The following is a 25543-nucleotide window of genomic DNA, read 5'->3' on the forward strand; positions in this document are numbered from 1 at the left end:
GATAGGTTTATTTCGATTCCTCCCCTGCTACCTATAAACCTATTTCAGCTTTCCAGACGCTTTAGCGGCTTTAGCAGCTTTTTTCGCCGCTTTTTCTGCTTCTATAGCTGCTAATTTAGCTTGTTCTTTCTCTTCAGCAATTTTGTTGATATAGTAATGGTAATCACCTAAATAAACCCGAAATTCACCATCACGAATTTCGACAATTTTGTTAGCTACCTGAGAGATAAAATAACGGTCGTGGGATACTATAATTGCTGTCCCATCATAGTTTTGCAGGGCTTCTTCCATCATTTCCTTTGCAGGAATATCTAAGTGGTTGGTAGGCTCATCCAGAATGATTAGATTTGCTGGACGTAATAGCATTTTTGCTAATGCTAACCGAGCTTTTTCGCCTCCACTTAATGCCCCAACTTTCTTAAATACGGTATCACCAGTAAATAAGAATCTTCCCAAGAGTGTACGGACTTCTTCGTTTGTCCAGTCGGGAACTTCATCATGAATAGTTTCCATGACGGTTTTATTTAAATCTAAGGCTTCGGCTTGGTTTTGCTCAAAGTAACCAGGAATAACGTTGTGATCACCTAGTTTTACTAACCCTTCTGTAGGTGGTTCTGCACCCATCATGATTTTTAACAGTGTAGATTTTCCTGCACCATTGGGACCTAGAAAGGCAATTCTATCTCCCCTTTCAATGAGAAGATTTGCCGCCAAAAATAGGATTTTATCACCATAAACATGAGTTAAATCTTTAATCTCTACTACTTCACGTCCGCTGCGGGGTGCGGGAGGAAATCGGAAATGTAAAGTTCTCACACCCGCAATAGGTGCTTCGATACGTTCAATTTTATCTAGTTGTTTTTCCCGGCTTTTAGCTTGGGTACTGCGGGTTGCACTAGCGCGGAATCTATCTACAAAGGTTTGCTGTTTTTCTATTTCTTTTTGCTGACGTTCAAAGGCGCTCAGTTGTGCTGATTGATTTTCAGCTTTTTGTTGCAAGTAGGATGAGTAATTACCGAGATAAGTGGAAGAAACACCGCGTTCAGTTTCCACAATTTGGGTGCAGAGGCGATCAAGAAACTCCCGGTCATGGGAAACTATGACCATTGGGGTAATCAGCCCTCTGAGGTAATTTTCTAACCACTCGATGGTTTCTAAGTCTAAGTGGTTTGTCGGTTCATCCAGCAGTAATAAGTCTGGCTTTTGCAGCAGGATTTTACCTAAACTCATTCGCATTTGCCAACCCCCTGAGAAAGCGCTGACTAAGCGATCGCTATCTTCAACCTGAAAACCCATTTCTGGCAAAATTTTACCAATCCGTGCGTCTAAGTTATAGCCATCCAACGCTTCAAACTGTCTCTGCAAGCGATCTAATTTGTGGATTAGTTCATCCAATTCCTCTGGATTAGCTGTTTCCATCTCTTGCGGTACATGAGCTAAAGCTATCTGCACATCGTTGGCTTCTTGGAACACAGTCCAAAATTCTTCTCTAACTGTACGGGTAGGATCTACCTCAAACTCTTGATTGAGATAAGCTATGTGTAAGCTGTTAGGACGAATGATTTCGCCGCTAGTGGGTTCTATTTCCCCAGAGATGATTTTCAGTTGAGTCGATTTTCCCGCACCGTTAACGCCTACTAAGCCAATGCGATCGCCTGGTTTGACTTCCCAGTTGATATCTTTAAGAACTTCGCCTGTAGGATAAATTTTACTAATATGTTCAAGTCGCAGCATGAAATGTCTCTCAGGTAGGGGATAGGTGGTTGGGGGGAAAGCTAACGCCGTATTGTATTTAATCTTAACAAAATTTAACTACAAATTTACATACCAGATTCTTCTTAATTCCTGAGAATCGAGAAAAATTTTTGGTTGTTATTAATCATACAGCAGAATTCGGCAGTTCAAAAATCAAACAAGCTGTTTCTCAGACGTTTAACCCAGATTCTGTATTCCATAATATTGTCAGCATTCAGCACATAACAGTCAACAATCGGAGAAAACTTGATGAGTCGGTAACAATGGGCGCTCTCATTCAGGCTTATGGTTTATGAGAATGAATTATCCTCAATATTGAACTTTAACAAAACATAAGTGACTCTATTTTATTGTTAATTATTGCGAGTTTAGCAGTTATTAATACTCTCATGGCATAATAATTATTAGCTATTTTTTACAGGATAAAACTATGCATAAATACCCAGTTCTGTTAAAAAACAGAATATAAAATTATTACTCAATTAAATTATTGACTATTTCAGGCATTACTACATTTACAAACTAAATTTAATTCAAATTAAACTTTTATTCATGATATCCAAGGGTAATTTACCTTAAAATCCGATAAAAAGACTCAGAAACAGTTTACCTTCAAATAGCTAACGTAGAAGTTCTCTTTCTATTAAATATGCAATTAAACACTAGACTTTTTTGGTGTTGATATAAGGTTAGCAACAATAATTAACATAACAAATGAATAGAAATACACCTGTATTGTCTCTAACAAGGTTGACATTTTGTAGTCATTTAAAGAATCATCTTAGGAAACCCGGATAGTCTGTTGAGAGGAAACTATGCACACAGTTATTCTAGTCCTGGTTGAGGTGCTAATTGTGATTGGAATGTCACGGTTAGTAGGATTAGCATTTCGATCAATTAAGCAACCATTGGTAATTGGTGAGATTGTGGCCGGAATTATGCTCGGCCCATCTTTATTCGGTTTAATTGCTCCCCATGCAGCAGCTACCCTGTTTCCAGCAGAAACCATTCCTTTTCTGAATGTTTTATCTCAGATAGGACTGATATTTTTTATGTTTTTGATTGGTTTAGAGCTAAATCCAAAATATCTCAGGGGTAACTTAAAAGCTGCTGTTCTGATTTCTAATATCAGCGTTATTGTTCCTTTTGCTCTCGCAGCGATTTTATCTTTGCTGCTTTATCCTTTAGTAGCCAACGGATCTGTCTCATTTGCTGCGTTTGCTTTATTTTTAGGGGCAGCTATGTCGATTACAGCTTTTCCTGTATTGGCACGAATTATTACTGAAAACAATTTACAGCAAACACGTTTGGGGACATTAGCCTTAACTTGTGCCGCAGTTGATGATGTGACAGCCTGGTGTATTTTGGCAATAGCGATCGCAGTTGCTCGTAATGGTAGCATCCAGCAAAAAGCTATCCTGACTATTTGTGCCAGCTTAGTCTATATAGTTTTCATGTTCACAATTGGGCGTTGGTTTCTTAAGCGTTTAGTTACTCATTACCAACACGCTGGTAAATTAAGCCAATTTGTTCTAGCTTTAATTTATATGGGAGTTCTTGCTTCTGCTCTCATTACTGAATTTATCGGTATTCACCTAATTTTTGGGGCATTTTTATTAGGAGCAGTAATGCCCAAAAATGCAGAATTAGTCAGAGAATTAGCAATTAAAACTGAAGATTTTGTCTTAATATTTCTGCTGCCAGTATTTTTTGCATATAGCGGTATAAGGACACAAATAGGTTTAATCAACCGTCCTGAATTGTGGCTATTATGCGGATTAATTTTAGTAGTAGCAATTGTAGGTAAATATAGTGGTACTTATATAGCTGCTCGCCTCAGTGGCATTAACAAACGGGAAGCATCAGCCCTCGGTTGGTTAATGAATACTCGCGGTTTAACAGAATTAATTGTTTTGAATATTGGTTTAGAGTTGGGTGTAATTTCGCCATTGCTATTTACCATGCTGGTAGTGATGGCTTTGGTAACAACATTTATGACATCCCCATTACTAGAATGGACATATCCAAAACGCTTAATCAAATTAGACGTAGTAGAACCAAAACCAGAACAGCGAATAGAGACAGAGGTGATAGAAAGTATTGAATCTTTTGTTACCCCATACCGGATTTTAGTACCTGTAGCTAACCCTACAACTCAAAAAGGTTTGGTACAGTTAGCAGTAGCGTTGGCTCTCAATTATCGACAGCCTGCGGTTATTAATCCTCTTAGTCTAATTGAGTTAGAAGAAAACTATGGTTTTGAGAGTACCCCAACTGAAGCTAACCGATTAATTGCCGAACGTCGCTATCAATTAGAAGAATTAATTGATACTTTAGAACCATCAATTATTAGATCATATATACATCCCATTGTTCGCATATCCAGCAACGTTGCTAGAGAAACAGCACAAATAGCCCAAATCGAACAACCTGATTTAATTCTTGTCGGATGGCATCGTCCAGCTTTTAGTAATAATCGTTTAGGTGGTAGAGTGGGGCAAATTTTGACTAGCGCACCAGTAGATGTAGCTGTATTCGTAGATCGAGGAAGCGATCGCTTAGAAAGTTTACTAGTTCCCTACTCCGCAAATATCCATGATGATTTAGCCCTCATACTAGCCCTCAGACTGCTAATTAACTGTGATACTTGCATATTGCAGATTTTACAAGTTTTAACCGGCAATCAAACCCAAGATGAATTGAGTTATGAACTGGACTCGATGATTGAACAATTGCCAGCTAGTGTAAGCGATCGCATAGAAATAAAAACCGTTGCCTCTCCAGAACCAATGCAAGCTGTAGTTGCAGCATCAGAAAATGTTGATTTAACCATTGCTGGTACTAGTCGCGCTTGGGGAATTGAAAAACAAACTCTAGGACGATACACAGACGAACTAGCAATAAAATGTCGTTCTTCACTACTCATTACCCGTCGCTACAGTCAAGTTACCTCTCATCTCAGTTCCCTGATACCAGAAATTAACACCAAAGAAGTAATTCGTAATTAACTAAGTCGGCACGATCAAACCTTTTACCCCACTTTCCTCACCCTACTAATATGCTGTCCCAAAAGCCTGAATTAATCAATTATCATTGATTTTTTATATCATATCCAATTTGTATAGTGTGTAAGTTCTAAAACCAACAAAATTCTCATAAATTTAGAATTTACCGCTTTACCTCCAACAGATCAAATACCAAGTTAAACAGCCATTAAAACATGAAAAATCAACTTCGAACTACACCACACCTTTTCCGAATTAGCTTATTTGGCCTATCTGCTGCAATTATCCTCAATACTAGCATTGGCCTCGCTGCACCACTCGCCAAACTCAATAAATGGCAATTGAACCCCAAAACACAGCAACTAGAAATCACACTTTCCTCAGCCGCAATACCTGAGTATTTCTATCTTCCTCAACCCCCGCGTTTAGTAGTAGATTTGCCTAATACCCAATTAGGCAATGTTGACACCCAAAAAAACTATACTGGTGGAAAAATTCAAAAAATTCGCGTTTCCCAATTCAGCCCTAATATCGCCCGCATAGTCATAGATTTAGAACCTGGAAGTTTTGTCGATGCCAACCAGGTAAAACTTCAGTCTAATTCCCCAATAAACCCCACTCGCTGGGTATTAAGCCCCACTATCTCCTATAATAGCACTTCTTCACAGTCACCCTTTCCACTTTCCCCAACTAATCAGCTATCCCCTCCCTCTTTGAACACTCTCCCACCAGCATCTACCAACTTACCCCTCAACCAGCAACCTTTTGTAATTGTACCGCCCCCCAATTCTCAACAATCCAATTTAATTATTCTCCCAGCTAATTCTTCCGAGAATAACAACATCATTACAATCCCTAATTCTTTACCCAATATTCCTCATCCAGAAAACTATTTAGATCAAGTTACCAATATTCCCATAATTGAATTTGGTCAACCGCTTCCTACACAAAAATAATAGATTCATGGTTGCACTGGGTAATTGGGAATGGGAAATCATAGCAACCCATTACCCAAAAACTAAAACTAAAATCTTTCCGTATCCTGAGGCTGACCAACTGCCCCTGGTTGAGATAAGAAGAAATTTTGAGCAGATTCATTTTGGTATATACACCTAATATCAGGCTTTTCACTGTCTAAGTTACCTGTAAAGCCGAAAGTATTCAGGCGATTTTTACATTCCCTTACCTGATCTGATGATACGAGTTTTTTATTTTCTAAAATTGCCCAGTTATTTTGGCGGATAACGCATCCAGGACGTATGTTAGGCTGGGCTACATAGACATTAAACGGGTTAAGAGTTACAAATAGTCTGGCATCCATCACCATTGCACTAGCTCCATACTGCACGCAAATTTCAGGGTTTGGTGCTTTAGTATCAATAAACTCACGAGAAGCCACGTTAGATGGACTCAACGTGCTTGTAGAACTAAAAGCAATCCCAATCCCAATTCCCAAAATCAACACCCCTCCCAAAATTGCAATAGTAGTGAAGTTAAATAAAGGGGATTGGATCGGAGAGGTTTTAGAAGTAGTAGTTGATCTACCAGTAGATTTACGTCTCATTTTTGCTTGTTCACCTTCACGCAAAATTGGCAAGGAGTTGTTTACTTTCTCCTTACTTCAGTATAGTAGTCGTTCCTTCAAATTTGATGGACTCAGAAAGCGTAGAAGAATCGAACAAAAATATGCGCGGTTGGAATACTAGATAGTACTGGTAGTTATTTTGCGAGTCTAGGGGGATATTTGACTATTCCTCTTAAGCAAGTTTGAAAAACCCCCAGGTGTATACCTTGAGACAGCAAAGTGTCAATCAATAGCAACCTGCCGTGAGTGTATAGCTATTGATGATCAATCAGTAGTTAGCAAAAAAAAGCCTGAGTTAAAACCAGGAACTTTTGGTGTTTTCTGTTATTCTTTATTATAAGATGTTGTTTCTGGGTATATCTGAAAATTCACCCTCAGAATACCCAGTAATTGAAACTCAAGACAGTTATTGGTGTTTAGCCGACACTAATAACTGTTGTTTTTAACCTTTTCTTTGTTACTGTCAAGCCTATGCCACCAAGAACAAAAAGCCCCAACAGCGTACTCGATTCGGGAACTTTTGTTTGATGGACTGATTGATTTATCAACGAGATACTTGCAAAGCCATTATTGCCCACTAGAGCAATATCTTTAGTAACTGAGATTTTCTTTTGAAAGGGCAATACATCTTTAATTACTGAATCAAGCGGTGAAACTGATATAGCCAGTAAATTCACTGACCCACTACCAGGGTCAAGTAGATCAACCCGATCAACAATGGTAATGAAAGCATCACCTATCACCCCATAGGAGAGAAGTTCTAAATCAACCTTGTCAATCCATTGATCAGGATCAAGAACTGTAACATCATACTGAAAAGTTGTGTCAATTGCCTGTCCTGGCGTAACATTCCAAAGTGGGCTTTGAAAAATCAGGTTATAAGCGTGATCGACTATTTCTCCAAATACGAGAATTTCGTTGCTCTCCGGTCCACCAGCACCACCTAGGTTAAAAGTGGAAAATCCCCGAAAATTATCAAAAAGCTTGTCACCAAGCTGATAAGAATTCCCCGCCAGTAAATCGCTCAGTAGAACGTTGCCAGTGAGAATTGCAGCTTGAGCAGAAGCTGAAAGCGTAGCAATAGTAGCCAGAGTTGCAGTTATTCCCACTGCCAAGGATCTCATTATTCTGTGTAACTTCATACTGATTAGCCCTTAAAATTGGTTACGTGCATGAGAAAAAGTTTGATTGCAAACTCTCACTCTTCCTAATTTAAAAAGGAGAGTAATTTTTGCTTTGACGACACATTTTGTGTAAGTGTCCTAATTGATAGCTTAAATCTCTAAGAGTAGAAATCCATATCTAAACCTTGGATAGATATGTCAATAAGTTAAAACCATTAAACTCCGTGACTAGAGATTTCAGTTACTTACTTTTGACAATACTCACTTACCTAAAGATAGAGATGAGGATGTTCTCTTTTCGAGTTCATCTACATACAAATACATACTAGCGGACTTTATCTAATCTTTTCATAGTTCATAGAATCTTTACTTTATTAAGCAACGTAAATATTTATGGGTTGCTTAAAATATCTATACTTAAGAAATTTTACTTAAATTAAAAAAAACACTCGATATTGCCAGAGATTTGGATTAATCAATAGAAAAATTACTTAGTTGATATTACTGATAATATTAAGAAATATTATAATACCAAGTAATTGGTGATATAAAAATCAACATCTGCATCAAAATTTGCTGAAATCAATAATTTATATTTATATATATTCAGATCTTAAACAGAAGTTCATATAAAGTTCATATAAAGTTCATATAAAGTTCATAAAGTCCAATTTGGTAAAGACGTATTCACAAATTATAGTTTTCTTCATAGATGTCTAACGGAAAGAAAGTATCAAAACTAACAGAAGACAGAAAAAGTTGCAGGAACAAAGTTTTCCAAAGTTTATCTCCCACCTAGTCAACAAAACGATAATCTGACTGCATAGTGGAGAAAAACTCAGTAATGACCCAACTTTCTAATATTCGTCAACTTTTAACTGATGCCAAGCTAGGACTGCTACCTTATCTAGACAACCGCCTCAATGAGATAGAGCAGTCTTGGACGCAACTAGAAAATCTGCATTTAGAGCCTTATGATATTGAACTGGGAGAATGCAACACCATAGCAGCAAACGAACCCAGACCTCTAATTACCCAGTCAGTTTCCCTCAGATGCTTTATCACTGGTAGTCATGAAAATAAATTAGAACTTTTACTTTTAGCATCCGAATTACAAAATTCCCTGGACGCAACCATATTTGAATGGAGTAACCGTGAGTGGTATCAGTTTGAAAAACCGTTGAGGCGACCAGTAACACAGATTACAGGTGGTTTAGATTACGAAGTGGTTGAAAACCCTACTTACTCTTGCCGGTTGGCTATCTATCGAGAATTTGACTTAATCTACACTATCAGCTTTTAAAGCATAGACGGGCGGGGTTGCCCCGCCTCTAATGACTAACTAGCTAACAGAGTTTTTTCCAGAGGTGTCCAACGAAAATAGCGATCGCCACCCCGTTCAATCACCACCTTAACCCGTGGTTCCAACTTAGGCAAATTAGCTAAATACTCCACTTCCTGATTAGACAGGATATGTCCCTCAATAATCCACAGCAATAGACCCTTGGATTTAGGTGGAAGTTGTTCTAGCTGATAGCTAATTATCGGCGGTAAATAATAAACTTCACCCACCGCCGCACCGCTACCAGTACTTTTTTTACCCAGATGGGGAGGTCTAACTCCATGAACTCTCGTTAAATAAGCCGCAACGTCCCCTAGTCCCCTCGCCGTAATGTGAAGGTTCATATAGCCAGCTGCCCGCAATCGACGGCGATACCGACCTTCATAGCCCCCTTCCAAAGGAACATACACACCCAAAGCGCCGAATTTCTCCAAATCGCGCATTAAACCGTTGCCAGTGGTAATTAGTGCCATAGATTTTCGTCTTATCCCACTCAGATATCTCTATTATTGACCCTTTGATGGTAGATTAAGTTAGATTAAGTCACATAATTCAGCATTCAGTAAAATTTGGGCATCAAGGTTAGGCAAGTTTTTACTTTCTCGCCTTTATCCATCCCTCAGATAAAATCTAACTGTAGATTGCTGGACAAAAATAAATCAATGATTTATAATATTGGATTGTGACCAAACAGTAAAATTAGATAGTTTTTCTATTTAGCACTTTTAAACTAGTATAAGCATCAAATTTCGATGACTTTAATTCCCCCAGAGGATAATCTAGTATAAATGCATAAGAGACTGCTAAACTAAAAAAGCTTTGAGGTCAAATTAGGAGCTATCGGCTACAAAACCAAAGCCAAATCAAAGCTCCAGACCACTTTCACTCCCGCAGCCCCTAAAACAAGGCAAATCCTCAAACAATAGTTTAAGGTATTTAAAGAAGTAGAACCTGAGCAATAATGTTGGTTTTATGGCATTATAATAAGTCTGAGGAAACGGATACTGGGTGGAAAACATCCGCTTAAGTCCTACTACAACCGGAGAGTGCCAGAGCAATTGCTTGGACGAAAGCATTGCTGCACAAAGCGCAAAGCAATCACGTCTTGCATTGATTCCAGAAGTAATGCATTCCCATTGGGAAAGTAATTATGGCTGTTCTGGAGAACAAGTGAGTGAATATAAATCTATTCACTAAAACAGTACAGACACAATTTATTGCGTCAAAAAACATGGCGTTTACGAATCTTGTGTCAAGCAAGTCCGATTTTAAGGTCAGCAACTAGAAAGGAGAACCAGTTACTGTGTCTGTAGGTATTCTCGGCACCAAGCTGGGCATGACCCAAATATTTGACGATGCAGGGAGAGCAATTCCTGTCACCGTCATTCAAGCCGGTCCATGCACTGTCACGCAAGTTAAAACAAAACAGACCGACGGTTACGCTGCCATTCAAGTTGGTTATGGCGAAGTGAAACCCAAGGCGTTAAATAGACCGCTGCTAGGCCACCTAGCTAAATCATCCGCCCCAGCATTGCGGCACTTGAACGAGTATCGCACTGATGCCTCCGGTGATTATGCTTTAGGTCAAGAACTTAAAGCAGATATTTTTAGTGAAGGTCAAATTGTAGATGTGATCGGTACAAGTATCGGTCGCGGTTTTGCAGGCAACCAGAAGCGTAATAACTTTGGTCGTGGTCCCATGTCCCATGGTTCCAAAAACCACAGAGCGCCTGGTTCCATCGGTGCTGGTACAACCCCTGGTCGTGTTTATCCCGGTAAACGGATGGCAGGGCGTTTAGGCGGCACTCGTGTCACAATTCGCAAACTAACAGTCGTGCGAGTAGATGCAGAACGCAACTTAATTCTCATCAAAGGTGCTATTCCTGGTAAACCAGGAGCCTTAGTGAATGTTGTACCTACAAATAAAGTTGGTAATAAATAGTTTTAGTTGTGAGTTGACAACTGACAACTGACAAAGGACACAAAGATGGTTGAGAGTGTAGTAAAAAATTGGCAAGGAGAGCAAGTTGGGGAAACAACCTTTGACTTGCGAGTTGCCAAAGCAGAAACAGCGGCTCATATAGTACACCGCGCATTGGTCAGACAAATGACCAATTCTCGCCAAGGAACTGCCAGCACCAAAACTCGTTCTGAAGTCAGAGGTGGCGGTCGCAAACCTTGGAGACAGAAAGGCACAGGTCGCGCTCGTGCAGGTTCTATTCGTTCACCCCTATGGCGTGGTGGTGGTGTAATCTTTGGACCTAAACCCAGAGATTTCAACCTGAAGCTGAACCGGAAAGAACGGCGTTTGGCACTGCGGACTGCCTTCGTAAGTCGCGCCGAAGATTTGATAGTTGTAGAAGAATTTAGCAACGAACTACAACGCCCCAAAACCAAAGAATTGGTAGCAGCATTAGCTCGTTGGGGAGCATTACCAGAACAAAAGTCACTGTTAATTTTGTCTGAGATCGCAGAAAACGTACTTTTGTCAGCCCGCAATATAGAGAATTTAAAGCTAATTGCTGCTGACCAACTAAATGTTTACGATTTACTGCACGCTGACAAAATTATCTTAACGTCAGCAGCTTTAGCAAAAATCCAGGAGGTCTACAGTGCCTAACCTTGACCCCCGTTACCTTGCCGACTTAGTACGTCGTCCAATTCTCACCGAAAAGGCGACGATCATGATGGAGCAAAACAAATACACTTTTGAAGTAACTCCAAAATCGAGCAAGCCAGAAATTAAAGCGGCAATTGAAGACTTATTTCAAGTCAAGGTTGTTAAAGTTAACACTGCATTGCCACCACGCAAACAGCGCCGCGTTGGTAAATTTATCGGTTACAGACCTCAATACAAAAGAGCTGTTGTCACCATTGCATCTGGGGATGTAGAGAAGATTAGACAAGTTCTATTCCCAGAAGTTTAAGAATTTGAGGTTTTAGATTTGAGATTTTAAATTGGGCTAGTCAATAAATTGCCAAAAAAACAATTAAAAATCGAAAATCCAAATCAAACAAATTCTGAATCAAAAATCGAAAATCCGAAATCCAAAATTACTTATGGGTACTCGTTCTTATCGCCCTTATACCCCTAGTACTCGCCAAGTTATAGTTTCTGACTTCGCGGAAATTACTAAAACTGAGCCAGAAAAATCATTAACTGAATCAGTACACCGTCCCAAAGGTCGGAATAATCAAGGGCGGATAACCAGCCGTCGTCGGGGAGGCGGCCACAAACAACTTTATCGGATTATTGACTTTAAGCGAGATAAACGGGATATTCCCGCTACAGTTACAGCAATTGAATACGATCCTAACCGGAATGCGCGCATAGCCCTGTTGCTATATGAAGATGGCGAAAAGCGTTATATTCTGCATCCCAATGGATTAAAAGTTGGCACAACAATTATTGCTGGTGCTGATGCTCCCTTTGAAGATGGTAATGCTTTACCTCTATTCAAGATTCCCTTGGGTACTAGTGTTCACAACGTTGAAATGACCCCAGGTAAAGGCGGTCAAATCGTTCGTGCTGCTGGTGCAGAAGCGCAAGTTGTAGCAAAAGAAGGTAATTATGTAACTCTCAAGTTACCTTCTGGTGAAGTTCGCCTCATTCGTCGTGACTGCTACGCCACCATTGGTAAAGTAGGCAACACTGATGCAAGAAACCTGAGTGCTGGTAAAGCAGGACGTAATCGTTGGAAGGGTCGCCGTCCAAAGGTTAGAGGTAGTGTCATGAACCCGGTTGACCACCCACATGGTGGTGGTGAAGGTAGAGCGCCCATTGGTAGAGCCGGTCCTGTAACACCTTGGGGTAAACCTACTCTAGGTGCAAAGACACGGAAACGCAAAAAAGCAAGTAGCAAGCTAATTGTGCGTCGCCGTCGGAAATCTTCTAAACGCGGTCGTGGTGGTCGCCAGTCTTAGAATTTTAGATTTTAAATTTTGGATTTTAGATTAGTTCTACTTGTAGGCATCCCTCTGAAATTGGGGAAACCTAATGAGAAACTTAATTATCCAAAATCCGAAATTCTAAATCCAAAATCAAAAATTCAAACTCAAAAATCGAACTATGGGTCGTTCTCTAAAAAAAGGTCCTTTCGTTGCGGATCACTTACTCAGCAAAATTGAAAAGCTGAACGCTAAAAACGAAAAGCAAGTCATTAAAACTTGGTCGAGAGCATCGACAATTTTGCCCATGATGGTAGGTCATACCATAGCTGTTCATAACGGTAGGCAGCACGTTCCCGTATTTGTCAATGAGCAAATGGTAGGCCACAAATTGGGAGAATTTTCCCCCACACGTACCTACAGGGGTCATGGGAAAAGTGACAAAAAATCGGGGAGATAGCCAGTAGTCATTAGTCAGTAGTCATTAGTCATTAACAACTGACAACTGACAACTAACAACTGACAACTGACAAAGATGGAGAAAATTATGGCAACTGATACTACAGAAGTTAAAGCGATCGCCCGGTTTATACGCATTTCTCCCTTTAAAGTGCGTCGTGTACTCGATCAAATTCGGGGGCGTTCATATCGGGAAGCCCTGATTATCCTAGAATTCATGCCCTATCGAGCTTGCGAACCAGTATTAAAGGTGCTAAGAAGTGCCGCCGCAAATGCTGAACATAACGAAGGTTTAGATCGGGCAGAACTAGTAATCACTCAGGCATACGCCGATCAAGGACCAGTTCTAAAACGGTTCCAACCCAGAGCGCAGGGTCGAGCTTACCAAATTCGCAAACCAACGTGTCATATAACTGTCGCTGTTGGTGCTGGTACCACAGGCAAATAAGCAAAAGCAAAGACACAACTAATTGCGTACAGTAAGAAATTTTAGAGGAAGCATTTGTGGGACAGAAAATTCATCCAGTCGGTTTTCGCCTGGGTATTACTCAAGAACATCAATCCCGGTGGTTTGCCGTTCCTGACCGTTATCCAGAACTATTACAAGAAGACCACAAACTTCGGAAATACATAGAACAAAAACTGGGTAGATACGCTCAAAACAATGCCGGCATTTCCGAAGTACGCATTGAGCGCAAAGCTGATCAAATCGACCTAGAGGTACGGACAGCCAGACCAGGTGTGGTAGTAGGACGGGGTGGACAAGGTATTGAATCACTGCGTACCGGACTCCAAGACCTATTGGGCAGCAACCGTCAAATTCGCATTAACGTAGTTGAAGTTCAACGAGTTGATGCCGATGCCTACTTGATAGCCGAATATATCGCTCAACAATTAGAACGCCGTGTTTCCTTCCGTCGGGTAGTTCGCCAAGCTATCCAACGCGCTCAAAGAGCAGGTGTTCAAGGAATTAAAGTTCAAGTCGGTGGTCGTCTCAACGGTGCAGAAATTGCCCGGACAGAGTGGACACGTGAAGGTAGAGTACCTCTACATACACTACGGGCTGACATTGACTATTCTTACTGCACAGCACAAACGATTTACGGCATTTTAGGGATCAAAGTTTGGGTATTTAAGGGAGAAATTATTCCTGGACAGGAAGAAACCCCATCTGCACCCACAACACGCGAACCTCGTCGCCGTCAACAACAACGTCGTCGCCAGCAATTTGAAGACAGATCAAACGAAGGATAGTCATTAGCTATTAGTAAATTACTAATGACTAATGAGCAATGACCCATGACTAATGACAAATCATGTTAAGTCCTAGAAGAACTAAATTCCGCAAACAACAACGCGGACGAATGGAGGGTCTAGCTACCCGTGGTAGTACTCTCAACTTTGGGGATTTCGCCCTCCAGGCTCAAGAACCTGCTTGGATAACCTCTCGGCAAATTGAAGCTTCTCGTCGAGCAATGACTCGCTATATCCGCCGGGGTGGCAAAATCTGGATTCGGATTTTTCCAGATAAACCTGTCACCATGCGTCCTGCTGAAACCCGGATGGGTTCTGGTAAAGGTAACCCAGAGTTTTGGGTAGCCGTAGTCAAGCCAGGACGGATTTTATTTGAAATCGCTGGTGTTACCGAAGAAATAGCCCGTGAAGCTATGCGATTAGCCGCCTATAAGTTGCCAATCAAGACTAAGTTTATTATTCGCTCTCAACCACAGGAGCAGGAGTAGGTTATGCCTCTTCCCAAAATTTCAGAAGCTAGAGAATTAAGTGACGAGAAACTGGCTGAGGAAGTTCTCTCTACTAAAAGACAACTATTTCAGTTGCGCTTGCAAAAAGCTACTAGACAACTAGAAAAACCTCACCAGTTCAGACACGCCCGCCATCGCCTAGCCCAACTGCTGACAGTAGAGGGAGAACGCAAACGGGCCATAAGTCAATCGTCCCAGCAAGAAAAGTAAGAGATTATGGCAGTCAAAGAACGAGTTGGCTTGGTAGTGAGCGATAAAATGCAAAAAACTGTCGTAGTAGCGGTAGAAAACCGCGCTCCTCACCCCAAGTACGGCAAAATCGTAGTTAGAACCCAGCGCTATAAGGTTCACGATGAAGATAATCATTGTAAAGTGGGCGATCGCGTTCGCATTCAGGAAACTAGACCCCTGAGTAAAACCAAGCGCTGGCAGGTCACAGAAGTCCTCAATACCAAAGCTACAACTTAAATAGTTGTTATAAAACTAACAACTTCACAAGGGAGACCAATTGTGATTCAACCCCAGACTTATCTGAATGTCGCAGATAATAGCGGTGCCAAAAAACTAATGTGCATCCGCGTATTAGGTGCAGGTAATCGCCGTTACGGTGGCGTGGGCGATAAAATTATCGCTGTTGTTAAAGAGTCAACACCCAACATGGCTGTCAAAAAGTCTGATGTTGTGGAAGCTGTAATTGTGCGTACTCGTAAAGCTATAAATCGTGACAGCGGTATGTGTATTCGTTTTGACGACAACGCTGCTGTAATCATCAACAAAGATGGTAATCCCAGAGGTACACGGGTTTTTGGCCCAGTAGCACGGGAATTACGCGACAAAAACTTTACCAAAATCGTTTCTTTGGCTCCGGAGGTGCTGTAATGGCAAAGCCACAACCCAAAGTATTTCATAAAATGCACGTCAAAACCGGGGACACTGTACAGGTGATCGCTGGTAAAGACAAAGGTAAAGTTGGTGAGGTGATCAAAGCACTACCCCAACTAAGCAAAATCCTTGTCAAAGGTGTGAATATTAAAACTAAGCACGTTAAACCCCAGCAAGAAGGGGAATCCGGGCAAATTATCACCCAGGAATTTCCCATTCATAGCTCCAACGTGATGCTCTATTCCACTAAGCAAAATGTTGCTAGTCGTGTTTGCTACACTTTCACTTCTGAAGGCAAGAAAGTGAGAATGCTCAAGAAAACAGGTGAAATACTTGATAAGTAACCTGTAACAAGGGCGAGATTTTAGATTTGAATAGATTTAAAAATTTTTTAATTCAAAATCCAAAATCTAAAATCCAAAATCTCCAATTCCCTGACCAAGACCAGGGATAATAAGGACAAAAACTATGGCGAAAACCAGACTCAAAAACTTATACCAAGAGACAATTGTTCCCAAACTAATTAATCAGTTTCAATACACCAACGTTCATCAAGTACCGAAGGTAGTAAAAATAACTATTAACCGGGGTTTGGGAGAAGCTGCTCAAAATGCGAAATCATTGGAAGCGTCTTTAAATGAAATTGCACTAATCACTGGTCAAAAACCAGTGGTGACAAGGGCAAAAAAGGCGATCGCTGGTTTCAAAATTCGTCAAGGTATGCCTGTTGGCATTATGGTGACTTTGAGAGGCGAACGGATGTATGCCTTTTTAGATCGACTTGTTAGTCTCTCACTGCCTAGAATTCGCGACTTTCGTGGTATTAGCCCCAAAAGCTTTGACGGACGGGGCAACTATACTCTAGGTGTCAGAGAACAACTAATTTTTCCAGAAGTCGAGTACGACAGCATCGATCAAATCCGTGGTCTTGATATTTCTATCATCACCACAGCCAAAAATGACGAAGAGGGACGTGCCTTACTTAAAGAAATGGGAATGCCCTTTCGCGATCAATAAGTTCATAAGACAGAGGGAACGATGGCGGCTAACGACACAATTGCAGATATGCTGACGCGCATCCGCAATGCTAATCTGGCAAGGCATCAAACTACACAAGTGCCAGCTACGAAAATGACTCGCAATATTGCCAAAGTACTACGTGACGAAGGTTTTATTGCTGAATTTTCAGAATCAGGTGAAGGGGTACAACAAAATCTGGTGATTGCCCTGAAATATAAGGGTAAAAACCGTCAGCCCCTGATCACCGCATTGAAACGAGTAAGTAAACCAGGTTTGCGTGTTTACTCCAATCGCAAAGAATTACCAAGGGTACTAGGCGGGATCGGAATCGCCGTGATTTCTACATCCAGTGGGATTATGACCGACCGTGAAGCGCGTCGTCAGAACTTGGGTGGTGAAGTACTTTGCTACGTTTGGTAAGAAAGTAAGAGTATGGCCTACGCCACGCTGTGCTATCAGAATTTTTAGAGTTATTATCAATAACTCGTATCTGACAAAGGACAAAATTAAGTCATGTCTCGTATTGGTAAACGTCCAATTACTGTTCCCGCCAAAGTACAAGTGGCGATTGATGGCTCTAAAGTAGTCGTAAAAGGTCCAAAAGGGGAACTTTCTCGCGTTCTACCGTCTAATGTCATCGTCTCCCAAGAAGGGGAAACATTACTAGTAACACGTCGGGATGAAACCCGCACATCCAGGCAACTACACGGTTTAAGCCGTACCTTAGTTGCCAACATGGTTGAGGGAGTATCCCTTGGTTTTCAACGCCGGTTGGAAATTCAAGGTGTTGGCTACCGGGCCCAAGTTCAAGGGCGTAACCTAGTTTTGAATATGGGTTACAGCCATCAGGTACAAATTGAGCCACCAGAAGGAATTCAGTTTGCAGTGGAAGGTACTACTAATGTCATAGTCAGTGGCTATGACAAAGAAATTGTAGGTAACACAGCAGCTAAAGTCCGTGGCGTTCGTCCACCAGAACCCTACAAAGGTAAAGGCATTCGCTATGCCGGTGAAGTGGTGAGACGGAAAGCTGGTAAGACTGGTAAGAGTGGTAAGAAGTAAACATGAAACTTACTCGTAGAGAATCAAAACAGCGTCGTCATCGACGCGTCCGTGGCAAAGTTAGTGGTTCACCAGAACGTCCAAGACTAGCTGTATTCAGATCTAATGAGCATATCTATGTTCAAGTGATTGATGATACACAACATCAAACTTTGGTGGCAGCATCAACTGTAGAACCAGAGTTGAAATCAAGTCTGTCTTCTGGGGCAAACTGTAATGCATCAGCGCAAGTTGGTAAGTTAATCGCAGTGCGATCGCTAGAAAAAGGTATCACCAAAGTCGTTTTTGATCGCGGTGGCAACCTCTATCATGGTCGCATCAAAGCACTAGCTGAAGCAGCACGCGAAGCAGGTTTAGACTTCTAAATGGTCTTTTGTCATTTGTCCTTTGTCCCTTGTATAAGAGCAAATGGCTAATGACTAATGACTAATGACTAATGACTAACAGAGGCATTGATTATGGCAACGGGTCGTCGTAAAACAAACCGAGCAAAAAAAGAAGAAACTAACTGGCAAGAGCGGGTAATTCAAATCCGTCGTGTTAGTAAAGTCGTTAAAGGTGGTAAAAAACTTAGCTTCCGCGCAATTGTGGTCGTTGGTAACGAGCGCGGTCAAGTCGGCGTGGGAGTAGGTAAAGCCTCTGATGTCATTGGGGCAGTGAAAAAAGGTGTCGCCGATGGCAAAAAGCATCTAATTGACATCCCAATTACCAAATCCAATTCTATCCCCCATCCCATTGATGGTATAGGTGGTGGAGCAAAAGTGATGATGCGACCAGCAGCACCAGGTACTGGAGTAATTGCAGGTGGTGCAGTCAGAACTGTATTAGAGTTGGCAGGAGTTCGTAATGTTCTCGCCAAGCAACTTGGCTCCAACAACCCTCTCAACAATGCTAGAGCCGCAGTTAATGCCCTGTCAACGCTGCGTACATTTGCTGAAGTCGCTGAAGATAGGGGTATTCCTATTGAGAGCCTCTACATCTAGTAGAGAAGATTTTTACTAAGTATTAGTGTAAAAAACTACTAATCATAACATGAGACTCAACGATGTTAAGCCTCAAAAAGGCTCAAAAAAACGCCGTAAGCGCGTAGGTAGAGGTATTTCTGCTGGTCAAGGCGCAAGTGCTGGTCTGGGGATGCGGGGTCAAAAGTCTCGTTCTGGTAGCGGTACTAGACCTGGTTTTGAAGGTGGTCAACAGCCATTGTACCGCCGCTTACCTAAGCTAAAAGGCTTTCCAATTGTTAATCGTAAAATTTACACTACGATTAATGTAGAGAAGCTGGCCTCCCTCCCTGCCAATACAGAAGTAACTTTAGCTTCCTTAAAAGAAGCTGGTATTCTTACTGCTTCTAAAGGCCCATTGAAAATTTTGGGGAACGGGGAATTGAGCATTCCGCTCAAGGTGCAAGCAGCAGCTTTCACAGGACAAGCTCGTAGCAAAATTGAGGCCGCTGGTGGGAGTTGTGAAGTCTTAACCTGAGTCATAACCAGCCCACTTCTATGCCAGCCAACTCGCTTCCAGCGCCTGGTTCATTATAAAGGTAGCACTCTATGATCAGTCGAGACAAAGCCCCAACGGCTCAAGAAACTTTTATGCAGATGGCGCAAGCAGCTGGACTAAGAGGTAGGCTGCTTGTCACCGTCGGTATTTTAATTTTGGTTCGCCTGGGAATCTTTTTGCCCATACCAGGAATTAATAGAGTTAGGTTTGCTGAGGCCATTTCGGGCAATAATTCCGTATTTGGTTTATTGGATATATTTTCTGGGCGGGGATTGTCTACTTTAGGTATCTTTGCCTTAGGGATTTTACCCTTTATTAATGCGTCCATTATCATCCAATTGCTCACCGCAGCAATTCCTTCTTTAGAAAATTTACAGAAAAATGAAGGTGAGGCAGGTAGGCGGAAAATATCCCAAATTACCCGCTATGTAACTGTCGGTTGGGCAATTATACAAAGTGTGGCTTTTTCGGCATTATTCCTCCAACAATTTGCCTTAAACCCAGGACCCATATTTGTCGCGGAAACTGCGATCGCACTCACAGCAGGTTCAATGTTTGTGATGTGGGCATCAGAACTAATTACTGAACGCGGTATTGGTAATGGTGCATCACTGTTGATTTTTGTCAACATTGTCGCTTCCCTACCCAAATCTTTGGGAGATACCATCGACTTGGTGCAAGTTGGCGGACGAGAAATCGTTGGTCGCGTCATCGTTTTAGTATTAGTATTCCTGCTGACAATTGTGGGTATTGTCTTTGTGCAGGAAGGTCTACGTCGTATACCTATTATTTCAGCCCGTCGCCAAGTAGGTAGAAGAGTTTTAGCTGAACAGCGCAGTTATTTACCCCTGCGTTTAAATTCCGGCGGTGTCATGCCGATTATTTTTGCGGCTGCTATTTTGAGTTTGCCACTTTTAATCGCCAATTTCACCAAAAACCCCGACTTAGCCAACATTGTTAACACTTACCTAAGTCCTAGCGGTTCTGCACCTTGGGTATACGCTTTAGTTTACTTAACTTCCATTGTTTTCTTCAGTTACTTTTATTCTTCGCTGATTCTTAACCCAGTAGATGTAGCGCAAAACTTGAAGAAAATGGGCTCTAGTATTCCTGGTATTCGTCCTGGGAAGGCTACAAGTGAGTATATCGAGCGTGTCGCTAACCGACTGACATTTTTGGGAGCGATATTTTTAGGCTTGGTGGCGATTATTCCCACCGCTGTGGAAAGTGCTTTGAAAGTGCCAACCTTTAAAGGATTGGGTGCTACATCGTTGTTAATTCTAGTTGGCGTAGCAATTGATACTGCCAAACAAATCCAGACTTACGTTATATCTCAGCGCTATGAAGGGATGGTGAAACAATAGTGACGCGATTAATCTTCTTGGGACCACCTGGAGCTGGTAAGGGAACTCAGGCTAAAAACTTGGCTGAATTTTTGCATATTCCCCATATTTCTACAGGTGATATTTTACGTCAAGCCATTACAGACCAAACACCTTTGGGCATAAAAGCACAAAGTTACATGGATAAGGGAGAGTTAGTTCCTGATCAACTCGTGGAAGATCTGATCAAAGAACGTCTTCATCAACCTGATACTCAAAATGGTTGGATTCTAGATGGCTTTCCCCGCAAAGTAACACAAGCAGCTTTTTTGGAGGAATTACTGGCAGAAATAGGCCAGGGTGGCGAAAAGGTAGTTAACTTGGATGCACCAGATGAAGTTGTGATTACTCGTTTGCTTGGACGAGGACGCAAAGATGATAACGAAGAAGTAATTCGTCGTCGTTTAGAAGTGTATAGAGAAGAAACTGCGCCTTTAATTGACTATTATAGCGATCGCCAAAAACTCTTAACAGTTAACGGTAATCAATCCCCAGAAGAAGTCACCACCGCATTAGAAAATGTCATAGCTGCCTAGATCACTAGAATAGGGGGAGAGTAAAAACAAGGATTTTCTTGCTTTCCTACTCCCCTGTTTTGATCCAGGGTGTAGTCGATTTTAGCTAAGATATATTAATAAACTGTTGATATATTTCTCAAACTGTGTTCTTGTGCAGATGAATATGCGGCAGGTTCACATGAGATTGTTGAGTTGAGGAAAAAACAAATTGTCTAAACAAGATTTGATTGAAATGGAAGGCACAGTCACCGAATCATTGCCCAATGCAATGTTTCGTGTTGACTTGGACAACGGTTTTAATGTCCTAGCACACATTTCCGGCAAAATTCGCCGCAATTACATCAAAATTTTACCTGGTGATCGCGTCAAAGTGGAGTTAACTCCTTATGACCTGACAAAAGGCAGAATTACCTATAGACTACGGAAAAAGTAAAACTATGTAGAAAATCCTACCATAAATCAGCTTTTTTGGGGATTACCCACTTACTTAACTGAATTATTTTCTCTAGAAATGCTATAATTTACTATTTGGAGTCAAGTAAAAAGGCATGAAAGTCAGAGCCTCAGTCAAGAAAATTTGCGAAAAGTGTAACGTGATTAAACGCCGTGGTCGCGTCATGGTTATTTGTGTTAACCCAAAGCACAAGCAACGTCAAGGATAAATATCTGACTAACTAAAGCTTAGTGCAGCATAATATCACCATAGAAACGAAAAGACGCGATTAATCACGTTTTATCAACAGCGATTACGAACAAAAGAGGGAGAGATTAATTGTGGCACGGATTTCCGGAGTAGACCTTCCACGCGATAAGCGCGTCGAGATTGGTCTGACTTACATTTACGGAATTGGGTTATCAAGGTCGCAAGAAATCCTAGCGGCGACCGGTGTGAACCCAGACACCCGCGTTAAAGACTTAAGTGATGCTGATGTTGCAGCTCTACGCGGCGAAATAGAAAGCAACTATCAAGTCGAAGGTGACTTGCGGCGCTTAGAGGCGATGAATATCAAGCGATTAGTTGATATTGGCAGTTACAGAGGTCGTCGTCATCGTATGGGCTTACCCGTGAGAGGACAAAGAACTCGCACCAATGCCAGAACCCGACGTGGAAGAAGGCAGACCGTAGCTGGTAAGAAAAAAGCCCCTGGCAAATAAAGTTTTTTGGCTTGCTAATAACAGCAAGATTCACCTTAAATTCACTAAACAAATATGGCGAGACAACCAACTAAAAAATCCGGGAGCAAAAAGCAGAAACGGAACGTACCTAATGGTATGGCCTACATCCAGTCTACTTTCAACAATAGCATTGTCACAATTACCGATCAAAATGGAGATGTCATCTCCTGGGCAAGCGCTGGTTCTAGTGGATTTAAAGGCGCAAAAAAAGGTACACCATTTGCAGCGCAAACCGCCGCTGAAAGCGCAGGCCGTCGAGCGATCGATCAAGGGATGCGCCAAATTGAAGTCATGGTCAGCGGGCCAGGTGCGGGAAGAGAAACTGCTATCCGAGCATTGCAAGGAGCAGGACTAGAAATTACCCTGATTCGGGATATCACCCCAATTCCTCACAATGGCTGCCGTCCTCCTAAGCGCCGTCGCGTTTAGATAAAACCTGTTGAGCGATGAAAGCTAGAAGTTAAAGCTCAGAAAAACATCTGCAATGCCTTCTGGGGCGTATAGAGTATCAACTTTGCAGAGTTTGATGCTTGTCAACTGTAGACCCATTGCGTGGCTATAAAGCACGTCAGCCCTTCCCACAGGAAAGGCTGCTCAACCTGTGAAAATCCACAAGATCATCATCGCCTGCGACTTGAATTGAGGTCATTTAAACTTTACCAAATTTAAATAATCTTGGCAGTTTGATACACCTCAACCACAGGTCAGGAAATAAAGTAAATTCGAGAGGCAATTGATTTGTCTTCTAGCAGCACCTTAAAAAGGGAGGCTACTCCGTGGCGCAGTTTCAAATTGAATGTGTAGAGTCAAATACTGAGGAAAGTCGAAGTCATTACAGTAAATTTGTTCTGGAACCTCTAGAGCGCGGTCAAGGAACAACAGTAGGCAACGCGCTGCGGCGGGTTTTACTTTCTAATCTAGAAGGTACAGCAGTTACAGCAGTACGTATTGCCGGAGTTAGTCATGAGTTTGCCACAGTGCCAGGCGTACGAGAAGACGTGCTGGAGATCCTCATGAAAATGAAGGAAGTCATCCTCAAAAACTATTCCTCCCAACCTCAGATCGGTCGGTTACTCGTTAACGGTCCAGTCACAGTTACTGCGGCGCATTTTGATTTACCCAGTGAAGTAGAAGTCATTGATCCGACCCAGTATGTAGCCACCTTAGCCGATGGTGGAAAACTGGAAATGGAATTTCGGATTGAGAGAGGCAAAGGATATCGCACGGTAGAGCGAGGACGGGAAGAAGCCACATCGTTGGACTTTCTGCAAATTGACTCAGTGTTTATGCCAGTGCGGAAAGTCAACTATAGTGTTGAGGAAGCTCGTGGGGATGGATCGCTCAAAGACAGATTGCTATTAGAAGTTTGGACAAATGGCAGTCTCTCTCCTCAAGAAGCTCTATCTTCAGCAGCCGGAATTTTGGTAGATTTATTCAACCCGTTGAAAGATATCTCCCTGGAACCAACAGATACAGGTTCAGATATTCCAGACGATCCAACTGCTCAGATTCCCATTGAAGAGTTGCAACTTTCTGTCCGGGCTTATAACTGTCTCAAACGAGCGCAAGTTAACTCAGTGGCAGACTTGTTGGATTACACCCAAGAAGACCTCCTAGAAATCAAAAACTTTGGTCAAAAGTCAGCGGAAGAGGTAGTGGAAGCTTTACAGCGACGTTTAGGCATTACCTTACCGCAAGAAAGAGGTTCTAAGCAAACCTAACTACAATCGTTAATAATTCATAGTGCTTTATTATGCGTCACCGTTGTCGAGTCAAAAAACTCAGTAAACCAGCTGACCAGCGCCGCGCTTTATTGCGATCGCTAACCACCGAGCTAATCCGTCATGGTCGAATTACCACCACCTTAATCCGCGCTAAAGTCCTGCGGAGTGAAGTGGATAAGATGATTACCCTAGCTAAAAATGGCTCCTTGTCAGCACGTCGGGAAGCCCTAGGCTACATCTTCGACAAAACATTGGTTCATGCTCTGTTTGAGCAAGCTCCCACCCGGTATGCTAACCGTCAAGGAGGTTATACTCGCATCCTGCATACAATCCCCCGTCGGGGCGATAATGCTGAAATGGCGATTATTGAACTAGTTTAAAGTCATAGGGAATAGGGAATAGGGAATAGGAAATAGGGAAAAATAAATTAAAAATCTAAAAACTCTTGCCTCTTGCCTTTTGCCTCTTGCCACTGACAAAAACCAGTATGTTAGAAAGCCGCCAGCCTACCCCAACCCATAGAGTATCCTTAGTCATTCAGTACTTAGGCACTCGCTTTCATGGCTGGCAAAGGCAAAAGGCGCAGCGAACTGTCCAGGAAGAGATAGAAACAGCTATAGCTACTGTTCTGGGGTATCATGTGACACTCCACGGCGCAGGGCGAACCGATGCCGGAGTTCACGCGGCTGCTCAAGTAGCTCATTTTGATGCCACAGGTTTAATTCCGGCTCACAAATGGGCAACAGTTCTGAACAGCTATCTGCCCCCAGATATATTAATCAGGGCTTCGGCTGGTGTTAGTGACAGTTGGCACGCTCGCTTTAGTGCAGTATCTCGACGATATCGCTACACCATCTATACTGAAGCACTACCGAACTTGTTCGTAACCCCCTTCAGTTGGCATTATTATTATGCTCCCTTGGATGAATCTTTAATTCAAGCTGCCCTTAAACCTCTGCTGGGAAAACATCATTTAGCTGCTTTTCACCGTGCAGGATCTGCGCGATCGCATTCCTGGGTAGAAGTACAAGTAGCCGAATGTCATCGTAGTGGGCCATTTATCCATATTGAAATTCAAGCCAATGGATTTTTGTATGGCATGGTGCGCCTATTGGTAGGGATGCTGGTAGAAGTAGGTTCTGGACAAAGGACGCTGAATAATTTTACAGAAATCTGGCAAGAACAACGCCGGGATGAAGTGAAATATGCCGCACCTCCCCAGGGCTTATGTTTGTTGAGAGTCGGTTATCCCGATTTTCCCTTTCCCAGCGAAATTTGGTACGACACCCTGCCATATTTAGTGTTTAGTCATTAGTCATTAGCACAACTGACTAAGAACAAAAAACAAAGGACAAATA

36 protein-coding genes are annotated in these 25543 nt (G+C 42.0%); 32 read left to right on the top strand and 4 right to left on the bottom strand.

Going from position 1 to position 25543, the window contains the following annotated elements; genetic code table 11:
- Positions 1-39 precede the first annotated feature (39 nt).
- Complete coding sequence (locus tag ACOWPH_RS13580; RefSeq protein WP_015215904.1) at positions 40-1734, bottom strand: ABC-F family ATP-binding cassette domain-containing protein; 1695 nt, start codon at positions 1732-1734, stop codon at positions 40-42.
- Between the two features lie 131 nt (positions 1735-1865).
- Between ACOWPH_RS13580 and ACOWPH_RS13585 the strand changes: the two genes are divergently transcribed.
- The 3 genes from ACOWPH_RS13585 (at position 1866) to ACOWPH_RS13595 (ending at position 5716) form a co-directional block, all read left to right on the top strand.
- Positions 1866-2051, top strand: coding sequence for a hypothetical protein (locus ACOWPH_RS13585; RefSeq protein ID WP_150111036.1), 186 nt, complete (start codon positions 1866-1868; stop codon positions 2049-2051).
- 519 nt (positions 2052-2570) lie between these two features.
- Positions 2571-4763, top strand: a complete 2193-nt coding sequence (locus ACOWPH_RS13590) for a cation:proton antiporter (RefSeq protein ID WP_015215905.1) — start codon at positions 2571-2573, stop codon at positions 4761-4763.
- Positions 4764-4975: 212 nt separating this feature from the next.
- Positions 4976-5716, top strand: a complete 741-nt coding sequence (locus ACOWPH_RS13595) for an AMIN domain-containing protein (protein WP_015215906.1) — start codon at positions 4976-4978, stop codon at positions 5714-5716.
- Between the two features lie 68 nt (positions 5717-5784).
- On the opposite strand, the gene ACOWPH_RS13600 is transcribed toward ACOWPH_RS13595, so the two are convergent.
- Entirely contained in the window at positions 5785-6324 is a 540-nt protein-coding gene (locus ACOWPH_RS13600; RefSeq protein WP_042466094.1) for a DUF3172 domain-containing protein, read from the bottom strand.
- Positions 6325-6761: 437 nt separating this feature from the next.
- Positions 6762-7487 (bottom strand): PEP-CTERM sorting domain-containing protein, encoded by a 726-nt coding sequence (locus tag ACOWPH_RS13605; RefSeq protein ID WP_015215908.1) that lies wholly within the window; start codon positions 7485-7487, stop codon positions 6762-6764.
- An 826-nt stretch (positions 7488-8313) separates the two neighbouring features.
- On the opposite strand from ACOWPH_RS13605, the gene ACOWPH_RS13610 reads away from it, so the two are divergent.
- Entirely contained in the window at positions 8314-8772 is a 459-nt protein-coding gene (locus ACOWPH_RS13610) for a hypothetical protein (RefSeq protein ID WP_015215909.1), read from the top strand.
- Between the two features lie 35 nt (positions 8773-8807).
- Here ACOWPH_RS13610 and ACOWPH_RS13615 read toward each other — a convergent pair whose 3' ends face one another.
- On the bottom strand, positions 8808-9284 hold the full coding sequence (locus ACOWPH_RS13615; RefSeq protein WP_015215910.1) for an NAD(P)H-quinone oxidoreductase subunit N: 477 nt from the start codon (positions 9282-9284) through the stop codon (positions 8808-8810).
- A gap of 535 nt (positions 9285-9819) precedes the next feature.
- Here ACOWPH_RS13615 and ACOWPH_RS13620 point away from each other — a divergent pair.
- The 28 genes from ACOWPH_RS13620 to truA all read left to right on the top strand — a co-directional run bounded on the left by ACOWPH_RS13620 (position 9820) and on the right by truA (position 25500).
- Positions 9820-10008 carry a hypothetical protein gene (locus ACOWPH_RS13620; RefSeq protein WP_042465197.1) on the top strand — a complete coding sequence of 63 codons (189 nt, stop codon included), beginning with the start codon at positions 9820-9822 and terminating at the stop codon, positions 10006-10008.
- Between the two features lie 106 nt (positions 10009-10114).
- A complete protein-coding gene (gene rplC / locus ACOWPH_RS13625) occupies positions 10115-10753 on the top strand; it encodes a 50S ribosomal protein L3 (RefSeq protein ID WP_015215911.1) in 639 nt (212 codons plus the stop codon).
- A gap of 45 nt (positions 10754-10798) precedes the next feature.
- Positions 10799-11431: a 50S ribosomal protein L4 gene (gene rplD / locus ACOWPH_RS13630; protein WP_015215912.1), complete on the top strand. Its 633-nt coding sequence runs from the start codon at positions 10799-10801 to the stop codon at positions 11429-11431.
- Positions 11424-11738 carry a 50S ribosomal protein L23 gene (locus ACOWPH_RS13635; protein ID WP_015215913.1) on the top strand — a complete coding sequence of 105 codons (315 nt, stop codon included), beginning with the start codon at positions 11424-11426 and terminating at the stop codon, positions 11736-11738. The genes rplD and ACOWPH_RS13635 overlap by 8 nt, the downstream gene beginning before the upstream one ends.
- 133 nt (positions 11739-11871) lie before the next feature.
- A complete protein-coding gene (gene rplB / locus ACOWPH_RS13640; RefSeq protein WP_015215914.1) occupies positions 11872-12735 on the top strand; it encodes a 50S ribosomal protein L2 in 864 nt (287 codons plus the stop codon).
- 145 nt (positions 12736-12880) lie between these two features.
- On the top strand, positions 12881-13159 hold the full coding sequence (gene rpsS / locus ACOWPH_RS13645; protein WP_015215915.1) for a 30S ribosomal protein S19: 279 nt from the start codon (positions 12881-12883) through the stop codon (positions 13157-13159).
- An 87-nt stretch (positions 13160-13246) separates the two neighbouring features.
- A complete protein-coding gene (gene rplV / locus ACOWPH_RS13650) occupies positions 13247-13606 on the top strand; it encodes a 50S ribosomal protein L22 (protein WP_015215916.1) in 360 nt (119 codons plus the stop codon).
- 56 nt (positions 13607-13662) lie between these two features.
- Positions 13663-14412, top strand: coding sequence for a 30S ribosomal protein S3 (rpsC, locus tag ACOWPH_RS13655; RefSeq protein ID WP_015215917.1), 750 nt, complete (start codon positions 13663-13665; stop codon positions 14410-14412).
- Between the two features lie 62 nt (positions 14413-14474).
- On the top strand, positions 14475-14900 hold the full coding sequence (gene rplP, locus ACOWPH_RS13660) for a 50S ribosomal protein L16 (RefSeq protein WP_015215918.1): 426 nt from the start codon (positions 14475-14477) through the stop codon (positions 14898-14900).
- Between the two features lie 3 nt (positions 14901-14903).
- Entirely contained in the window at positions 14904-15131 is a 228-nt protein-coding gene (gene rpmC / locus ACOWPH_RS13665; RefSeq protein ID WP_015215919.1) for a 50S ribosomal protein L29, read from the top strand.
- Positions 15132-15137: 6 nt separating this feature from the next.
- Positions 15138-15389: a 30S ribosomal protein S17 gene (gene rpsQ, locus ACOWPH_RS13670; RefSeq protein WP_015215920.1), complete on the top strand. Its 252-nt coding sequence runs from the start codon at positions 15138-15140 to the stop codon at positions 15387-15389.
- A 42-nt stretch (positions 15390-15431) separates the two neighbouring features.
- Positions 15432-15800 (top strand): 50S ribosomal protein L14, encoded by a 369-nt coding sequence (gene rplN / locus ACOWPH_RS13675; RefSeq protein WP_015215921.1) that lies wholly within the window; start codon positions 15432-15434, stop codon positions 15798-15800.
- Complete coding sequence (gene rplX / locus ACOWPH_RS13680) at positions 15800-16147, top strand: 50S ribosomal protein L24 (RefSeq protein WP_015215922.1); 348 nt, start codon at positions 15800-15802, stop codon at positions 16145-16147. The genes rplN and rplX overlap by 1 nt, the downstream gene beginning before the upstream one ends.
- A gap of 124 nt (positions 16148-16271) precedes the next feature.
- The gene (gene rplE / locus ACOWPH_RS13685) at positions 16272-16820 is read left to right on the top strand and encodes a 50S ribosomal protein L5 (RefSeq protein WP_015215923.1); all 549 of its coding nucleotides are present in this window, start codon (positions 16272-16274) and stop codon (positions 16818-16820) included.
- Between the two features lie 21 nt (positions 16821-16841).
- The gene (gene rpsH / locus ACOWPH_RS13690) at positions 16842-17243 is read left to right on the top strand and encodes a 30S ribosomal protein S8 (RefSeq protein ID WP_015215924.1); all 402 of its coding nucleotides are present in this window, start codon (positions 16842-16844) and stop codon (positions 17241-17243) included.
- Positions 17244-17336: 93 nt separating this feature from the next.
- Positions 17337-17885, top strand: coding sequence for a 50S ribosomal protein L6 (rplF, locus tag ACOWPH_RS13695; protein ID WP_015215925.1), 549 nt, complete (start codon positions 17337-17339; stop codon positions 17883-17885).
- Between the two features lie 2 nt (positions 17886-17887).
- On the top strand, positions 17888-18250 hold the full coding sequence (gene rplR / locus ACOWPH_RS13700) for a 50S ribosomal protein L18 (RefSeq protein ID WP_015215926.1): 363 nt from the start codon (positions 17888-17890) through the stop codon (positions 18248-18250).
- A 93-nt stretch (positions 18251-18343) separates the two neighbouring features.
- Positions 18344-18868, top strand: a complete 525-nt coding sequence (gene rpsE, locus ACOWPH_RS13705) for a 30S ribosomal protein S5 (protein WP_015215927.1) — start codon at positions 18344-18346, stop codon at positions 18866-18868.
- Positions 18869-18917: 49 nt separating this feature from the next.
- Positions 18918-19364, top strand: coding sequence for a 50S ribosomal protein L15 (gene rplO, locus ACOWPH_RS13710; RefSeq protein WP_015215928.1), 447 nt, complete (start codon positions 18918-18920; stop codon positions 19362-19364).
- Positions 19365-19435: 71 nt separating this feature from the next.
- Positions 19436-20749, top strand: coding sequence for a preprotein translocase subunit SecY (gene secY, locus ACOWPH_RS13715; RefSeq protein WP_015215929.1), 1314 nt, complete (start codon positions 19436-19438; stop codon positions 20747-20749).
- On the top strand, positions 20749-21303 hold the full coding sequence (locus tag ACOWPH_RS13720; protein WP_015215930.1) for an adenylate kinase: 555 nt from the start codon (positions 20749-20751) through the stop codon (positions 21301-21303). Before secY ends, ACOWPH_RS13720 begins: the two co-directional genes overlap by 1 nt.
- Before the next feature lie 190 nt (positions 21304-21493).
- Positions 21494-21718, top strand: a complete 225-nt coding sequence (gene infA / locus ACOWPH_RS13725) for a translation initiation factor IF-1 (RefSeq protein ID WP_006276978.1) — start codon at positions 21494-21496, stop codon at positions 21716-21718.
- Positions 21719-21833: 115 nt separating this feature from the next.
- Positions 21834-21947: a 50S ribosomal protein L36 gene (rpmJ, locus tag ACOWPH_RS13730; RefSeq protein WP_015129703.1), complete on the top strand. Its 114-nt coding sequence runs from the start codon at positions 21834-21836 to the stop codon at positions 21945-21947.
- 112 nt (positions 21948-22059) lie between these two features.
- Entirely contained in the window at positions 22060-22440 is a 381-nt protein-coding gene (rpsM, locus tag ACOWPH_RS13735; RefSeq protein ID WP_015215931.1) for a 30S ribosomal protein S13, read from the top strand.
- A 54-nt stretch (positions 22441-22494) separates the two neighbouring features.
- A complete protein-coding gene (rpsK, locus tag ACOWPH_RS13740) occupies positions 22495-22890 on the top strand; it encodes a 30S ribosomal protein S11 (protein ID WP_015215932.1) in 396 nt (131 codons plus the stop codon).
- A 347-nt stretch (positions 22891-23237) separates the two neighbouring features.
- Positions 23238-24182: a DNA-directed RNA polymerase subunit alpha gene (locus ACOWPH_RS13745; RefSeq protein ID WP_015215933.1), complete on the top strand. Its 945-nt coding sequence runs from the start codon at positions 23238-23240 to the stop codon at positions 24180-24182.
- A gap of 32 nt (positions 24183-24214) precedes the next feature.
- Positions 24215-24565, top strand: a complete 351-nt coding sequence (gene rplQ, locus ACOWPH_RS13750; RefSeq protein ID WP_015215934.1) for a 50S ribosomal protein L17 — start codon at positions 24215-24217, stop codon at positions 24563-24565.
- A gap of 107 nt (positions 24566-24672) precedes the next feature.
- Positions 24673-25500 (top strand): tRNA pseudouridine(38-40) synthase TruA, encoded by an 828-nt coding sequence (truA, locus tag ACOWPH_RS13755; protein WP_015215935.1) that lies wholly within the window; start codon positions 24673-24675, stop codon positions 25498-25500.
- Positions 25501-25543: the final 43 nt, after the last annotated feature.

This window comes from Anabaena sp. PCC 7938 (genome assembly GCF_049315035.1).
GTDB classification, from domain to species: Bacteria; Cyanobacteriota; Cyanobacteriia; order Cyanobacteriales; family Nostocaceae; genus Anabaena; species Anabaena cylindrica.

Coding starts and splice junctions, on each gene's coding strand:
- ACOWPH_RS13580 (WP_015215904.1), bottom strand. CDS start 1,734: ATGCTGCGACTTGAACATATTAGTAAAATTTATCCTACAGGCGAAGTT.
- ACOWPH_RS13590 (WP_015215905.1), top strand. CDS start 2,571: ATGCACACAGTTATTCTAGTCCTGGTTGAGGTGCTAATTGTGATTGGA.
- ACOWPH_RS13595 (WP_015215906.1), top strand. CDS start 4,976: ATGAAAAATCAACTTCGAACTACACCACACCTTTTCCGAATTAGCTTA.
- ACOWPH_RS13600 (WP_042466094.1), bottom strand. CDS start 6,324: ATGAGACGTAAATCTACTGGTAGATCAACTACTACTTCTAAAACCTCT.
- ACOWPH_RS13605 (WP_015215908.1), bottom strand. CDS start 7,487: ATGAAGTTACACAGAATAATGAGATCCTTGGCAGTGGGAATAACTGCA.
- ACOWPH_RS13610 (WP_015215909.1), top strand. CDS start 8,314: ATGACCCAACTTTCTAATATTCGTCAACTTTTAACTGATGCCAAGCTA.
- ACOWPH_RS13615 (WP_015215910.1), bottom strand. CDS start 9,284: ATGGCACTAATTACCACTGGCAACGGTTTAATGCGCGATTTGGAGAAA.
- rplD (WP_015215912.1), top strand. CDS start 10,799: ATGGTTGAGAGTGTAGTAAAAAATTGGCAAGGAGAGCAAGTTGGGGAA.
- rplB (WP_015215914.1), top strand. CDS start 11,872: ATGGGTACTCGTTCTTATCGCCCTTATACCCCTAGTACTCGCCAAGTT.
- rpsS (WP_015215915.1), top strand. CDS start 12,881: ATGGGTCGTTCTCTAAAAAAAGGTCCTTTCGTTGCGGATCACTTACTC.
- rplV (WP_015215916.1), top strand. CDS start 13,247: ATGGCAACTGATACTACAGAAGTTAAAGCGATCGCCCGGTTTATACGC.
- rplP (WP_015215918.1), top strand. CDS start 14,475: ATGTTAAGTCCTAGAAGAACTAAATTCCGCAAACAACAACGCGGACGA.
- rpmC (WP_015215919.1), top strand. CDS start 14,904: ATGCCTCTTCCCAAAATTTCAGAAGCTAGAGAATTAAGTGACGAGAAA.
- rpsQ (WP_015215920.1), top strand. CDS start 15,138: ATGGCAGTCAAAGAACGAGTTGGCTTGGTAGTGAGCGATAAAATGCAA.
- rplX (WP_015215922.1), top strand. CDS start 15,800: ATGGCAAAGCCACAACCCAAAGTATTTCATAAAATGCACGTCAAAACC.
- rplE (WP_015215923.1), top strand. CDS start 16,272: ATGGCGAAAACCAGACTCAAAAACTTATACCAAGAGACAATTGTTCCC.
- rpsH (WP_015215924.1), top strand. CDS start 16,842: ATGGCGGCTAACGACACAATTGCAGATATGCTGACGCGCATCCGCAAT.
- rplF (WP_015215925.1), top strand. CDS start 17,337: ATGTCTCGTATTGGTAAACGTCCAATTACTGTTCCCGCCAAAGTACAA.
- rplR (WP_015215926.1), top strand. CDS start 17,888: ATGAAACTTACTCGTAGAGAATCAAAACAGCGTCGTCATCGACGCGTC.
- rpsE (WP_015215927.1), top strand. CDS start 18,344: ATGGCAACGGGTCGTCGTAAAACAAACCGAGCAAAAAAAGAAGAAACT.
- rplO (WP_015215928.1), top strand. CDS start 18,918: ATGAGACTCAACGATGTTAAGCCTCAAAAAGGCTCAAAAAAACGCCGT.
- secY (WP_015215929.1), top strand. CDS start 19,436: ATGATCAGTCGAGACAAAGCCCCAACGGCTCAAGAAACTTTTATGCAG.
- rpmJ (WP_015129703.1), top strand. CDS start 21,834: ATGAAAGTCAGAGCCTCAGTCAAGAAAATTTGCGAAAAGTGTAACGTG.
- rpsK (WP_015215932.1), top strand. CDS start 22,495: ATGGCGAGACAACCAACTAAAAAATCCGGGAGCAAAAAGCAGAAACGG.
- rplQ (WP_015215934.1), top strand. CDS start 24,215: ATGCGTCACCGTTGTCGAGTCAAAAAACTCAGTAAACCAGCTGACCAG.
- truA (WP_015215935.1), top strand. CDS start 24,673: ATGTTAGAAAGCCGCCAGCCTACCCCAACCCATAGAGTATCCTTAGTC.